General features: G+C 54.9%; 11 protein-coding genes. 8 read left to right on the top strand and 3 right to left on the bottom strand.

Annotation, left to right across the window (positions count from 1 at the left end; translation table 11 throughout):
* Nucleotides 1-49 precede the first annotated feature (49 nt).
* The 7 genes from D7Z26_RS03120 to gyrA all read left to right on the top strand — a co-directional run bounded on the left by D7Z26_RS03120 (nt 50) and on the right by gyrA (nt 11,170).
* Complete coding sequence (locus D7Z26_RS03120; protein WP_120974609.1) at nt 50-1,852, top strand: ABC transporter ATP-binding protein; 1,803 nt, start codon at nt 50-52, stop codon at nt 1,850-1,852.
* On the top strand, nt 1,849-3,648 hold the full coding sequence (locus D7Z26_RS03115) for an ABC transporter ATP-binding protein (RefSeq protein WP_120974608.1): 1,800 nt from the start codon (nt 1,849-1,851) through the stop codon (nt 3,646-3,648). Before D7Z26_RS03120 ends, D7Z26_RS03115 begins: the two co-directional genes overlap by 4 nt.
* 195 nt (nt 3,649-3,843) lie before the next feature.
* Complete coding sequence (locus tag D7Z26_RS03110) at nt 3,844-4,662, top strand: GDSL-type esterase/lipase family protein (protein WP_120974607.1); 819 nt, start codon at nt 3,844-3,846, stop codon at nt 4,660-4,662.
* A 22-nt stretch (nt 4,663-4,684) separates the two neighbouring features.
* Nucleotides 4,685-5,656 carry an ABC transporter ATP-binding protein gene (locus D7Z26_RS03105; RefSeq protein WP_233566586.1) on the top strand — a complete coding sequence of 324 codons (972 nt, stop codon included), beginning with the start codon at nt 4,685-4,687 and terminating at the stop codon, nt 5,654-5,656.
* Nucleotides 5,649-6,638 (top strand): ABC transporter permease, encoded by a 990-nt coding sequence (locus tag D7Z26_RS03100; protein WP_120974605.1) that lies wholly within the window; start codon nt 5,649-5,651, stop codon nt 6,636-6,638. Before D7Z26_RS03105 ends, D7Z26_RS03100 begins: the two co-directional genes overlap by 8 nt.
* Before the next feature lie 59 nt (nt 6,639-6,697).
* Nucleotides 6,698-8,671, top strand: coding sequence for a DNA topoisomerase IV subunit B (gene parE / locus D7Z26_RS03095; RefSeq protein ID WP_120974604.1), 1,974 nt, complete (start codon nt 6,698-6,700; stop codon nt 8,669-8,671).
* A gap of 15 nt (nt 8,672-8,686) precedes the next feature.
* Nucleotides 8,687-11,170, top strand: coding sequence for a DNA gyrase subunit A (gyrA, locus tag D7Z26_RS03090; protein WP_120974603.1), 2,484 nt, complete (start codon nt 8,687-8,689; stop codon nt 11,168-11,170).
* A gap of 36 nt (nt 11,171-11,206) precedes the next feature.
* Here gyrA and D7Z26_RS27230 read toward each other — a convergent pair whose 3' ends face one another.
* Nucleotides 11,207-11,383 carry a hypothetical protein gene (locus tag D7Z26_RS27230; protein ID WP_158602170.1) on the bottom strand — a complete coding sequence of 59 codons (177 nt, stop codon included), beginning with the start codon at nt 11,381-11,383 and terminating at the stop codon, nt 11,207-11,209.
* Between the two features lie 196 nt (nt 11,384-11,579).
* On the opposite strand from D7Z26_RS27230, the gene D7Z26_RS03085 reads away from it, so the two are divergent.
* The gene (locus tag D7Z26_RS03085) at nt 11,580-12,086 is read left to right on the top strand and encodes a MarR family winged helix-turn-helix transcriptional regulator (protein ID WP_120974602.1); all 507 of its coding nucleotides are present in this window, start codon (nt 11,580-11,582) and stop codon (nt 12,084-12,086) included.
* 81 nt (nt 12,087-12,167) lie between these two features.
* On the opposite strand, the gene D7Z26_RS03080 is transcribed toward D7Z26_RS03085, so the two are convergent.
* The gene (locus D7Z26_RS03080; protein ID WP_158602169.1) at nt 12,168-13,463 is read right to left on the bottom strand and encodes a CapA family protein; all 1,296 of its coding nucleotides are present in this window, start codon (nt 13,461-13,463) and stop codon (nt 12,168-12,170) included.
* 31 nt (nt 13,464-13,494) lie between these two features.
* Nucleotides 13,495-14,364, bottom strand: coding sequence for a class I SAM-dependent methyltransferase (locus D7Z26_RS03075; RefSeq protein ID WP_120974600.1), 870 nt, complete (start codon nt 14,362-14,364; stop codon nt 13,495-13,497).

Below are 14,364 nucleotides of genomic sequence, written 5' to 3'. Positions count from 1 at the left end.
TATTCGATTAGGCTACACTGCCGTAGAAAGCATGAGGGGAGGACCATCTTTGGATATTTTTAGAGCGCTGAAAACGTATTATTGGCAAGACAAAGGGTTTCTCTGGGGCTCGGTTGCGGGTCTTGCAATCGCTACCGCTCTCGGGCTTGTGTACCCTCTGCTCCTGAAGTCGCTGATCGACGATATGATCCTTCCGGGCAAGTATTCGGGAGTTCTCGGCTTATCGCTGTCGGCCGTGGGCATTATTTTCGTAAAAGCGGGATTTCAGTACGTGCATGGCTTTAGCGGCGGACGATTAGGGAACAAGCTGGCGTACCGGTTGCGTAACGCCTGCTATGAAAAGCTTCAAAAGCTCTCCTTCTCGTATTACGACACCGCCAAAACCGGGGACCTGATGTCGCGATTAACCGCCGATATCGAAGGCATTCGGCAGTTCATAGGCTTCGGGTTCGCCCAACTGCTCAATACGGGGTTCCTGCTCGTATTCGGTTTCACGATGATGTTCTTCATCGATTGGAAGATCACTCTAATGACTTTCGCAATCTTGCCGGTTCTAGGCTTCGTCGCCATCCGGTTCGAACAGAACATTCATCCGGTTTTCCGTTCGATCCGATCCGCCGTAGGTCGGTTGACCGTTCGGGTGCAGGAGAACATTACGGGAGTAAGAACGGTCAAATCTTTCGCACGCGAGCCGTTCGAAATCAATAAATTCGTCAAGGAAAACGTGGATTACCGGGATAACCATCTTCAATTGGCAGGCGTGTGGGCGAAGTACTTCCCGATGATCGAATTCATCGCGAACATTAGCGTCGCCGCATTGCTCCTTGTAGGAGGTTGGAGGGTTATCGACGGTTCGCTCTCGCTCGGCGATCTGGTGGCCTTGTCGGGAATGCTGGGATTGATCGTTGCTCCGCTATGGACGCTCGGATTCCAGATCAACGCCTATACGCAATCGAAGGCTTCCGGAGAACGGCTGCTCGAGCTGCTGAACCAACCGGTCGCCGTGAAAAATACGCCGAACAGCCTCGTGCTGGACGACGAAGCCGTCAAAGGCCATCTGCGTTACGAGGACGTAAGCTTCCGATACACGAACCGCGACGATTTGCCTTCGGCGTTGCTCGGCTTTAACCTAGACGCGCCTGCGGGCTCTATGATCGGCTTGTTGGGAGGAACGGGTTCGGGCAAGACGACGGCGATCGGTTTGTTGTTCAGAGCTTACGACGTAGGCGAAGGCTCGATCACTTTGGACGGAGTGGACGTTCGCAACATCGAGATCGAGACCTTGCGTCGGGAAATCGCGATCGTGTTCCAGGAATCTTTCTTGTTCTCGACGACGATCAAGGAGAACATCAGTTACGGGCGTCCGGACGCGACGACGGAAGAAATCGAAGAAGCCGCGAGATTGGCGCAAGCGGACGGATTCATCCGCGAGCTGCCGTTAGGCTACGATACGATCGTAGGGGAACGGGGAATGGGATTGTCCGGCGGTCAGAAGCAGCGGATCGCAATCGCGCGGGCATTGCTAAGCAAGCCGAAAATACTTATCCTCGACGATGCGACGAGCGCGCTCGACATGGAAACCGAGCACGAAATCCAATTGGCGATTCGCAAAGTCATGTCCGGACGCACGGTATTCGTGATCGCGCATCGGATTTCGACGCTGCGGCGCGCGAATGAAATCCTCGTGCTCGACCGCGGACACACGATACAACGCGGAACCCACGATAAACTCGTGCGCCAGCCGGGCTTATACCGGGAAACTTATCGCATTCAATATGCCGACCGCCCCGAAGAGCTGAACGAACGGCTGGAACCTTCGGACGGTTCCTCGGAAAGGCTGGTGTCGGGATGAGCAGGCAATTCGTATATCAAGACGACGAATTGATCGAGAAGCCGTTTAACTGGAAACAGATCGGCAGGCTGTTCGAGTTCGTTAAGCCATATCGCACGGCCGTTACCCGCGTCGTGTTCGTAATGACCGTGTTCGGAATGTTATCGCGGCTCGCGATTCCGTTCCTGATAAGCATGGCGATCGATCGGGCCATCCATCCGAAGGTCGGCGAAGGCAGCCTATCGTTGCTCTACGGAATCGTCGCGGCGATGCTCGCGATGTACGGGATGCGTTGGTGGGCGCAGCGATACACGATCCAGAAGACGAACGAGATCGGACAGAAGGTCATTTTCGATTTGAGAGCGGCGCTATTCAAGCATATTCAATCGCTGAGCTTCCGCTTCTTCGACAAGCGGCCTGCCGGCTCCGTGCTCGTCCGGGTCACGAACGACGTCAACTCGCTGCAGGACATGTTTACGAACGGCGTCATCAACTCGGTAATCGATATCGTTCAATTAATCGGGATAACGATCATCTTGCTCGTCATGGAGCCTAAGCTCGGACTGGCGATCATGATTACCGTCCCGCTCATGTTCATCGTTTCGTCGACGCTGCGCAAGCGTATCCGGATGGCATGGCAAGTCGTTCGGATCAAGCAATCCCGCATTAACGCGCATCTGAACGAGAGCATTCAAGGCATTCGCGTGACGCAAGCGTTCACCCAAGAGAAGGAAAATATCGGCTTCTTCGACCGGATGAACGCGAGCAACATTCGCTCGTGGAATACGGCATCGGCGCTGAATCAGCTGTTCGGGCCGGTCATCGAGATAACTTCCGCGATCGGGACGCTGATCCTGTTGCTTTACGGTACTTATTTAATACAATCTGGAACGATGACGGTCGGCATACTTGTCGCCTTCATCACTTACGTCGGCAGCTTCTGGGAGCCGATTACGAGGCTGGGCAACATGTACTCCCAATTGCTTATCTCCATGTCCTCGGCGGAGCGGATTTTCGAATTCATGGACGAGAAACCCGCCGTGCCGCAGAAAAAGGACGCCGTGAAGCTACCGAAGGCGGAAGGCAACATTCGGATCGAGAATGTCAGTTTCGGATACGAAGCCGATCGTCCGGCGCTTAAAGGAATCAACCTGGACGTGAAAGCCGGCTTATCCGTCGCCTTGGTCGGCCATACCGGCTCTGGCAAGAGTACGATCGTGAACTTGATCTGCCGGTTTTACGACACGGTCGAAGGTCGCGTGCTGCTGGACGGCATAGATATTAGAGACGTAACGATCGATAGCCTTCGTTCGCAGATCGGCATCGTGCTGCAGGATACGTTCATTTTCTCGGGCACGATCCGCGACAATATCCGCTACGGCCGTCCGGACGCTACGGATGCCGACGTCGAAGCCGCGGCTCGCGCCGTGCGCGCTCACGAATTCATCGCGGATTTGCCGAACGGGTACGATACGGAAGTCGAAGAACGAGGAAACGCTCTGTCCGTAGGGCAACGGCAGCTTTTAAGCTTCGCTCGGGCATTGCTGGCCAATCCTCGCATTCTCGTCCTCGACGAAGCGACGGCAAGCATCGATACGGAGACGGAGCTGCGCATTCAAGAAGCGCTTGCGACGTTGCTTAAAGGCCGCACCTCTTTCATTGTCGCGCATAGATTGTCTACGATTCGCCATGCCGATATGATCGTCGTGCTCGATCACGGAGTCATCGTCGATCAGGGCAATCACGACGAACTGATGAAACGTCCGGGGCATTATCGTAATTTGGTCGACGCGCAATACCGCTTTTTGTCGGCGTAATCGCGTTCGTCTCGTTAATCACATCGACCGTTCAATCGGAGCGTAAGCGCCCGGTTGAACGGTTTTTGTCGTTGCATTCATTTGATAATTGTCGCCGGAACCGTTATCGTTATTAACAGAGGTTGTTCTTGTTTTATTGAAAGGTAAAATTCGGTACAAGCGCGGAACGTCGATCGGATCGAGGAGGGTACGGGTGTGAAACGGACTTCAGGGCTATGGCAAGTATTAGGCTGGACGACGCTCGTCTGCCTGATCGTCATGCTGACGGGCTTCGCATGGGCGATTAAGGATACATGGTATCCTCAGGACGGACTTGCGCTTCCTTCGGGGGAGGCACCGTCGGAAACGGCTTCGGGGGGCGACTGGAGCGCGAAGAAAGAGCTCTACGTAACGGCGATCGGCGATTCGTTAACGAAAGGAACGGGAGATCCGACGGGCGGCGGGTACGTAAATCGCGTAACGGACGGCTTGACGAAGGAAATGGGAAAGCCGGTTAAGCTCGTTAACAATCTCGCGATCAACGGTTTGCGAGCGGATCAGCTCATTGTGAGGCTCGAGGAAAAGGGCTTCGTTAACGCGATAGGCAGGGCCGATATCGTCTTGATGACGATCGGAGGCAACGATCTGTTTCAATTCGCCCAGAACGGCGGGACGTTGGCGGAAGGCGGCGATTTGTCCCCGGAGTTGCTTCTGAAGCGTCTGCCGGAAGCGGAACCGCTTCTGGAAGCCGTTTTCCGCAAAATAAGGGGACTGAATCCGGGGGCGCGTATCGTATACGTGGGTTTGTATAACGCATTCTACGATCTTCCGCAAATGCAGCCGGCGAGCAAGGTCGTATCGCAATGGAACGATTATGCGTTCGGATTGGCGAAGGCCGACGGTAACGCGACGGTCGTGCCGACGTACGATTTGTTCGAGTTCGGGCTGAAGAAATATCTTTCTTCGGACCATTTTCACCCGAACGATTTGGGTTATGCCCGTATCGCGGAAAGAGTCGTGCAGGCATTGCAATAAATCCGGCAGAGGAGGACGACGGATGGCGAAGGTCTCGCAACAAACGGAAACGGTGTTATCCGTACAAGGACTAAGGAAAGTGATTGGGAGAAAGCCGATTATTCATAACGTCTCGTTCGACGTTCAAGCGGGGGAAATCTTCGGTTTTCTAGGGCCTAACGGCTCCGGCAAGACGACGACGATCCGCATGTTGGTCAATCTGATCAAGCCTACCGCTGGTAAGGTTTACGTATGCGGGGAAGACGTCGGCGCCCATCCGGACAGAGCGCTCGCCCATATCGGCTGCATCGTGGAAAACCCCGAGATGTACGCCTTCATGACAGGCTGGGAAAATCTAGAGCATTTCGCGCGGATGCAGCGAGGAATCACGCGGCAAAGAATCGGCGAAGTCGTCGACATCGTCGGGCTGGACCAGCGTATTCACGATAAAGTGAAGACGTATTCGTTGGGCATGCGCCAGCGGCTCGGAATCGCCCAAGCGCTGCTTGGAAAGCCGAAGCTGTTAATTCTGGACGAGCCGACGAACGGCTTGGATCCGAAAGGGATCAAAGAGCTGCGAGAATTCATCCGTCAACTGGCGGAGGGAGGCATGAGCTTGTTCATCTCGAGCCATCTTCTCAGCGAAATCCAGCTCATGTGCGACCGGGTGGCGATTATCGCCCGCGGGGAAGTTATCGCGGTCGGAGAAGTCGACGAACTTGTGTCGCAAGCAGGCACGTATACGGTGTGGCAGGTCGATCGGCCCGACGAAGCGAGGGAAATGCTTAAGAAAGACGCCGGCGTACAATTGGTGTCCGACGAGGCTCATCGCATTGACGAAGCGTTGCTGTCATCGCTCTCGCAGCCGATCGTCACCGTCATGGAAGACGAAGAGGTTTCCGGATGGGTCAACCGGTTCGTCGGCTCCGGAATCGCGGTGCGCTCCGTGCAACGCGTGGCGCCATCCTTGGAGGAGCTATTCCTGAAGTTGACGGAGGGTGAGCGAATTGGGTAATCTATTAGCCTTGATCCAGAACGAGACGTTGAAAGTATGGAAGAAGAAACGGTTCGCCGTTATCGTACTCATCTTGCTGATCCTCATCCCAGTGTTCGTCTACGCGCAGATGAAGATTTCGCAAAATACGGAGAAAAAGTTCCAGACGGACTGGAGGGCGGAACTGCAGAGCCGGATTACCGATAATACCAATGCGCTGAGCAGCGAACGCATTCCCGAGGAATGGAAAAAGTGGCGCCGCGCGCTCGTGCAACAGCTGCAGTATTATTTGGATCACGACATCAATCCGCAGACTCCGAACGCCGTCACTTTCACGAGAACGTTCATGGATAACGCGGTATCTTTGTTTATCCCGCTCATGGTGCTCGCCGTCGCGTCGGATCTAGTCTCGTCCGAGCGCTCGACGGGCACAATCAAGATGCTTCTGACTCGTCCCGTGCGCAGGTGGCGCATTTTATTTTCCAAGTTGGCTACCCTGACCTTATACGTGTCGTTGATCGTCATTACGACGGCGCTCCTCTGTTACCTGATTTCCGGACTCGTGTTCGGTTACGAGGGATGGGGAGAGCCGGTGTTCGTCGGGTTTCAGGTGCAAGGATCGGACGTGAACACGACGGGCGTCCACGCGATTACGCAAGGCGTCTACCTGCTCATGCAAGCGGGACTGATCTGGTTCTCGGCCCTCGTCGTGTCGATCATCGCGCTCATGGTGTCGGTGCTCTTGCGCAGTACCGCTGCCAGCTTCGTGACGATGATGGCGACGATAATCGCGGGAACGATCTTGTCGAGCATGGCTTCTTCGTGGACAACGGCAAAATATTTATTTAACGTCAATCTGGAAGTTTCCTCGTATTTACGCGGTACGCCGCCTCCGGTGGAGGGGATGACGCTTGGTTTTTCGCTGGCCGTGCTCGCGATTTGGGGGGCTGCCGCGCTGATCGTTTCATTCACCGTCTTTACGAAGCAAGACATCATGAATTAGAATAAATGGAAGTGCGTCTGCAACAGATAGACGCAAGAGATGAGCAAGGGGGTCCATTCGTGACCGATCAAATCGATTTGTTTACGGAGAGCGCGTCCATCGCCGGCACCGAATACGGCGCGGACGATATTCAAATACTCGAAGGCTTGACGGCCGTTCGCAAGCGGCCGGGGATGTACATCGGCAGCACGACGGCATCGGGTCTGCACCATCTACTATGGGAGATCGTCGATAATGCCGTTGACGAACACCTGGCAAAGTATTGCTCGCGCATCGACGTCACCGTGCATACGGACAATTCCGTGACGGTACAGGACAACGGGCGAGGCATTCCGACCGGCATTCACAAGAGCGGAATTCCTACGCCCCAAGTCGTCTTTACGATCCTTCACGCGGGCGGCAAGTTCGGCGGCGGGGGCTACAAGAAGTCGGGCGGTTTGCACGGCGTCGGCGCATCGGTAACGAATGCCTTGTCCGAGTGGCTCGAGGTCGAGATTTATCGCGAAGGCAAAGTACATAAAATGAGGTTCCAGACTTGGGTCGACGCGGCGGGCGTAGAGCATGTCGGCGAGCCCGTTACGAGCCTCGAAGTGACCGGGAACACGAACAGAACGGGCACGAAAGTCACGTTCAAACCGGATCCGAAGGTGTTCCATGGCCACGTCTCCATGAACTACGACACGTTGTCGGAACGCCTGCAGGAAATCGCGTTCTTGAATTCGGGCCTTAAGGTCAACATCAAGGACGATCGCAGCGGCAAATCCGATACTTTCCATTACGAAGGCGGCGCTCGCCAATTCGTTCAATTCTTGAACGAGGAGAAGTCTGTGCTTCATGACGTCATCCATTTTACGTCGGAGAAGGACGACATCGAAGTCGAGATCGCATTGCAGTACAACGACGGCTATACGGAAACGTTGGCTTCGTTCGTTAACTCGATTCCTACGCGCGGAGGCGGCACGCACGAGACGGGATTCAAAACCGCGTACACCCGCGTGATGAACGAATACGCCCGCAAAACCGCGCAGCTCAAAGAGAAAGAGAAAAATCTCGAAGGAAACGACCTGCGCGAAGGGCTTATGGCCGTCATCAACATCAAAATGTCCGAAGTCGAATTCGTCGGCCAGACGAAGGATCAACTAGGCAGCGCATCCGCAAGGAGCGCCGTCGATGCGGTCGTAACGGACAAGATGGCCGTGTTCCTGGAAGAGAACCCTCAGGTCGGACAATTGCTCATCCGGAAGTCGATTCAAGCTTCCAGAGCGAGAGAAGCGGCCCGTAAGGCGCGCGAGGAAATACGCAGCGGCAAGAAGCGCAGCGAAAGCGCGAGTCTCGGCGGCAAGCTGTCGCCAGCGCAATCCAAGGACAGCTCCCGCAACGAGCTGTTCATCGTGGAAGGCGATTCGGCGGGCGGTTCCGCCAAGCAAGGACGGGATTCCAAATATCAGGCGATCTTGCCGCTTAAGGGCAAGCCGATGAATCCCGAGAAGTCGAAAATCGCCGACATCCTGAAGAACGACGAGTACAAGGCGATCATCGCCGCGATCGGAGCGGGCATCGGCTCGGAGTTCGACGTCGAGGAATGCAACTACTCGAAGATCGTCATCATGACCGACGCGGATACGGACGGAGCTCACATTCAAGTGTTGCTGCTGACGTTCTTCTACCGTTACATGAAGCCATTAATTGACGCGGGCAAAGTGTTCATCGCGCAACCGCCGCTCTACAAGCTGACGAGGAAATCCGGCAAGTTGGAGACGGTGCGTTACGCTTGGACGGACGACCAGCTTGCGAATTATATGAAGGAAATCGGCAAAGGCGCGGAGTTGCAACGGTACAAAGGACTCGGCGAGATGAATCCGGACCAGCTGTGGGAAACGACGATGAACTACGAGACGCGTACGTTCCTGCAGGTACAGATCGAAGACGCCGCCAAGGCGGAACGACGCGTGTCCACGTTGATGGGCGACAAAATCGATCCCCGCAAGCGCTGGATTATCGAGAACGTCGATTTCACGGAGATCGAGGAGTAAGGAGGCAGGTTCATCTTGAGCATTCTTGAAAATTTTTTGCCGGCATTTCTGGAAGAGGTCGTCGGCGACCGCTTCGGGCGTTATTCTAAATATATTATCCAGGACCGCGCGATTCCCGACGTCCGGGACGGGCTAAAGCCCGTTCAACGGCGTATTCTGTACGCGATGTACGATTCCGGCAACACGCCGGACAAGCCCTACCGGAAGTCCGCCAAGACGGTCGGAGACGTTATGGGCAACTATCATCCGCACGGCGATTCTTCGATCTATGAAGGCATGGTACGTATGGCCCAGCATTGGAAAATGGCGCATATGCTCGTCGACGGTCACGGCAACTGGGGTTCGATGGACGATGATCCTCCCGCGGCGATGCGTTACACGGAAGCGCGCTTGTCCAATATCGCAATGGAATTGCTGCGCGATATCGAGAAGCGCACCGTATTGTTCAAGGATAACTTCGACAACACGGCCAAAGAGCCGGTAGTTCTGCCGGCGCGTTATCCGAACCTGTTAGTCAACGGCGTATCGGGCATATCCGCGGGTTTCGCCACGGAAATTCCGACGCATAACCTGCGCGAGATCATCGACGCCTGCGTCGCGGTTATGAATAAGCCGGATATTACCGTGCCCGAGTTGATGGAAATCGTCAAAGGCCCGGATTTCCCGACCGGCGGCTTGATTATGGGCGGAGACGGTATCCGCGAAGCCTATGAGACCGGCAAAGGAAAAATCTACATTCGCTCCAAAACCGCGATCGAAGAAATGCGCGGCGGCAAGCAACAAATCGTTATCACCGAAATTCCTTATCAGATCGTCAAGTCCAAGCTCGTGAACGCGATCGACAACCTCCGGATGGAGAAAAAAGTCGAAGGCATCGCCGAAGTACGCGACGAGAGCGGCAGAAACGGCCTGAGAATCGTCGTCGAGCTGAAAAAGGACGTAGACGCCGAAGGAATTCTGGCGTACTTGCTGAAGAAAACCGACCTGCAGACGGCATACAACTTCAATATGGTCGCGATCGTGAAGAAGGCGCCGCGTCAGCTCGGAATCAAACAAATTCTCGAAGCGTATATCGATCACCAGAAGGAAGTCGTTACGCTTCGCACCCAATACGATCTGGAGAAAGCGGAAGACCGCGCCCACGTTCTGGAAGGGCTCGTCAAGGCTTTGAATTTACTCGATCGGATCATCGAGACGATCAAGGCTTCGAAGAACCGGATGGATGCCCAGAATAATTTGATTGCCCAATTCGGCTTCTCCGAGCGGCAAGCGGACGCGATTCTGACATTGCAATTGTACCGTTTGACGAATCTAGAGATTACGCAGTTGGAGAAGGAACACGCCGAAGCGTTGAAGAAAATCGCACTCTATCGGTCGATCCTGGAAAGTCCTCGCAAGCTGATGAACGTTATCAAGGACGAATTGACGGAAATCCGCGAAAAATACGGCATCGACCGCCGCTCGGTTATCCAAGGCGAAGTGGAAGAAATCAAAGTCAACTTGGAAGTTACCGTGCCGGCGGAAGAGGTTCTCGTGACGCTCAGCCGCGAAGGGTATATTAAGCGGACAAGCTTACTATCGTTCACGCGTTCGGGCGGAGAGTTGGACAGCGCGGGCGTGAAAGAGGGCGACGTCATTCGCTGGAGCCTAGGGCTGAACACGTTGGATCCGATCCTTCTTTTCACTCAAAAAGGCTATTATTACTTATTGCCCGTCCATCAGATACCGGAATTCAAGTGGAAGGATACGGGGACGGCGATCGTGAACGTGCTTCCGCTGGCTAAGGACGACCGCATCGTCGGCGTCATTCCGGCGAAAAACGCGGATTTCGTCGCCGCGCAAGCAGCTGAAGGACAAGCTGCGGCTACGAATGACCCTACGCTCGTGTTCATTACGAAACGCGGCCAGGTGAAGCGTACGCTTCTCGTCGATTATGCGACAAGCCGCAGTATGGCGATCGCGGCATGCAAAGTAGCGGATGGGGACGAAGTCGTGAACGTGTTCCGCGCCGATCAACCGGACGACCTGCTTCTCGTCACGGAGCAGGGCATGAGCATTCGCTTTAACCAGAGCGAAGCAAGCCTGCAAGGCAGGGTAGCAGGCGGCGTGAGAGGCATTACGCTTAAGGACGGGGATTCGGTCGTCGGCGCGATTCCGGTCGTAGGGGACGAAGGAGAAGTGCTTGTCCTTTCCGATTACGGATATGCGAAGCGTACGCTGTTGCTTGATTATCCGCAACAGGGAAGAGGCGGCAAGGGCATCCAGACGTTCGAATTCAAGGAAGGCAAGCGCGTTCGGCCGAACGGGACGAAATTAATCGCAGCCTTCCACGTCAAGGAAGCGGCAAGCTTGTTAGCGCTGACGGTAAACGGCTCCGTTGCGGAATTCAATTCCGAGAACGCGCCGATCGACGACCGCAAGGGGCAAGGAAAGCTCATGACGGCCGTAGATCGAGGGGATGTACTCTCCGAAGCGTTCAGGAAACCGCTATCCACTTAACTCGACGATTGACCGCCGCTTTGCGACGCCCGTAGATTAGTCATAAGGGCCGCCGTTCGATTCCGTCCGGTCGATCCATCGTAGCAACAAATCCAATACGACCCACAGGGGCACCGGCTCGTTGAGCCGTTCTAGCCACTGGGGGTCTTCTATTAATCCGGCATCCTGCGCCATCTGGCCGATTACTTTGATTTTCTGGTCCATCGAGGACATGAGCCTCGCCTCCTCGTCAAGCGCGATTCTCCGCATTTACCCATATTTCGTAACCAGTATATGTCGCGAATTGTCGCGGCGTTCATTAACGTGCGGATTCATGTCGTAAATATTTAATTGCATTAATCTATCTTTCGACATAGGGCCTGAGTATAATAAAAGAGAAGGCAATGTTCGGGGAGAAAGGGGCGTCCCTATGGATAACGCGGCGGATTTTGTGAAAAGCTGGACGAAGCTCACGAAAGATTGGAACGCGCAGATGGAGGCGGAGCTTGCTCCGCAACTAACGGCAGGGCAATTGGAAGTGCTGGAGCTCATGCAGGCGCACGAGCCGATGAAGCCTTCCGACCTGTTGCCTTATCTGGAAACGACCCCTGCGGCGATTACTACGCTGCTAGACCGCATGGAACGCGCAGGCCTGGTCGAGCGCAAGCGGGACGAAGGCGACCGCCGCATCGTATGGGTGACGATGACGCCCCTAGGACGTTCGGAAGCGGAACGCGGAATCGGCGTGCGCAGCGCGATCGTGAACCGGTCGCTCGAGCAAGTGTCAAGTCATAACCGCCAATTGCTCGTCTACTTGATCAGCAAGGTAGCCGGTACGAGAGAACCTAGTCCGACGGTCGAGAAGAAGCCATCCTCGGGAGAACAGGATGATCGTTCGGCCTCTCAGGAAGACAACGTGGAATCGTCGGCAGTATAATCGGTCTAATAAGAACGCCCCTCAGGTGTCCTGAGGGGCGTTTTTAAGTCGTTACAGAAGCGTAAGGGTTTATGAGTGCGTTTATTTTGCCGGAGTCGGTTTTAAATGAGGACTTAGCTTCGCGAGATGCTTGTTGATTTGGCTCAGCTTGATCCGCAAATTCGCGTAATCCTTCGCGGTTAAGCTCGGAATGTCTTTCTTGGCCAGCGCACGGTTCAGGGGGATGACCTTATAGGTCTTGATCTTGTTCTTGACGAGAATTTGCACCCAAGTCGGTTCGGCCGCGATTTTATCCCAGTGCGTCTCGTAAGTGCCGTCGTCGAGCCGCGTCTTGACGAGATGAATGCCAAAAATCAGGCCAACGTCTTTCCAATCTCCGGTTTGATTGGAAATGAAGTTGCCTAGCGAATAAATGACGATGCCTTTCCTATCCGTTCCGTCATCGCTCTCGGTCGCCGGCACGTCGATCTCCGCGTACGGTTGGACGACGTGAGGATGGGAGCCGAGGATAATGTCCGCTCCGGACTTGACGAGCTCGCGCGCCAAAGTGGTCTGATCCGCGTTCGGAAGACGCTGATACTCGATGCCGAAATGCAAGGAAACGGTGACGACGTCAGCTCCCGCTTGCTTCATTCGGGCAATGTCGTCGCGAATGACGTCGACGTCGATCAAATTAATCGCGTATGATTTCTCGGGGGGAACGGGGATTCCGTTCGTTCCGTAAGAATAGGCCAGGAATCCCATGCGGATGCCGTTTCTCTCTTCGATAATTAGCCGTTGCCGGTTAACCGCGCTTGACGAAGTGCCGACCGGAATGAGTCCGGCTTTTTTTACGTTGTCGAGCGTACGAAGGATTCCCGGATAACCTCTGTCCATCGCATGGTTGTTCGCGGTGGACACCAACTGTACTCCTGCGCCCTTAACGGCCTCGGCTAATTCCTTCGGCGCGTTAAACCGGGGGAAGCCCGTAAATTTCAAATCCTTGCCCGCTATGGGCGTCTCCAGATTGCCGATTACCCAATCTCCTTGACTAAATATCGGCGCTACTTCCGAGAACCAGGAAGAGAAATCATAACGCTTCGTTACTTGATCGTAGTAGCCGGGAAGCTGAGGCGAGTGAGCCATAATATCGCCGATCGCGATTAAGGTCGCCTCGCGTGTCTCGGGCTCTTGAGGTTCCTTCGGCGTTGTCGTCCCGGTATCGACTGTGGCGCTTGCCGAAGAGAGATTTGAAGGTAGCGCGCTGGATGGCGCTGTAGATTCGCTCGGTGTCGGCGCATGAGAGGTAGAGGGAGCAGTCTGCGAATCGTTCGAACAGCCCGCTAGCCAAATCGCTAGCAGGCCGATAGTAAACGAATGAATAAGGCGTTTAACCAAACCGTTCATCTCCTCGATAACGGAGCGGCGATTACGAGCCGCTCTCCCAACGTCCGTAGATTCCGCACGGAAGCGTCATTCCGCTGCGCGTAATCGGCAAGCCGATCTCGCCGCAATCCAGGGTTCCTCCGAATTTGCGCCGGAAGCTTAGGTTAAGCAGATTGCCGAGCACCGTCGGGGATAGTCCGGTCGTATAGGAGTTTACTAATACGAATAACGGTTTGTCCGATAAAATCGACATGCAGGATTCGAGGAAAGGGAACAAATTTTCCTCGAGCTTCCACATCTCGCCGTTCGGCCCGCGACCATAAGACGGGGGATCCATGATGATCGCTTCGTACTGCCGTCCGCGACGTTCTTCCCGTTGAACGAACTTGAACACGTCGTCCGTAATATACCGGATCGGAGCCGAACCGAGTCCGGATAACTCGGCATTTTCTTTGGCCCATTGGACCATTCCTTTGGCCGCGTCCACGTGGCACACGTCGGCGCCGGCCGAAGCCGCAGCCACCGTAGCACCGCCGGTATACGCGAACAGGTTCAAGACGCGAATCGGACGATCGGCTTCGCGAATCTTGTTCATCATCCAACTCCAATTGACCGCTTGTTCCGGGAACAGTCCGGTATGCTTGAAGCTTGTCGGCTTAATGTGGAATTTGAGCGGGCCATAGGCGATGTTCCAGCGTTCGGGCAGCGCGCGTTTGTACGTCCATTGTCCGCCGCCGCTGCCGCTCCGGTGATAATGGCCGTCCGCTTGTTTCCATTCGGCGTTCTCCGAGCGGAGAGGCCAGATGATCTGCGGATCGGGCCTGCGCAGGATGACGTCGCCCCATCGTTCGAGTTTCTCGCCGTTTCCGGTATCTAATAGTTCGTAATCTTGCCAGTCCATTGCCATTTGCAT

This window comes from Cohnella endophytica (assembly GCF_003628305.1).
Classification (GTDB): domain Bacteria; phylum Bacillota; class Bacilli; order Paenibacillales; family Paenibacillaceae; genus Cohnella; species Cohnella endophytica.
This window is presented reverse-complemented; position numbering and strand designations above follow the sequence as displayed.

Excerpts from the sequence above, each read along its gene's own strand:
- D7Z26_RS03115 (WP_120974608.1), top strand. The coding sequence starts at position 1,849 with ATGAGCAGGCAATTCGTATATCAAGACGACGAATTGATCGAGAAGCCG.
- D7Z26_RS03105 (WP_233566586.1), top strand. The coding sequence starts at position 4,685 with ATGGCGAAGGTCTCGCAACAAACGGAAACGGTGTTATCCGTACAAGGA.
- D7Z26_RS27230 (WP_158602170.1), bottom strand. The coding sequence starts at position 11,383 with ATGTCCTCGATGGACCAGAAAATCAAAGTAATCGGCCAGATGGCGCAG.
- D7Z26_RS03085 (WP_120974602.1), top strand. The coding sequence starts at position 11,580 with ATGGATAACGCGGCGGATTTTGTGAAAAGCTGGACGAAGCTCACGAAA.
- D7Z26_RS03075 (WP_120974600.1), bottom strand. The coding sequence starts at position 14,364 with ATGCAAATGGCAATGGACTGGCAAGATTACGAACTATTAGATACCGGA.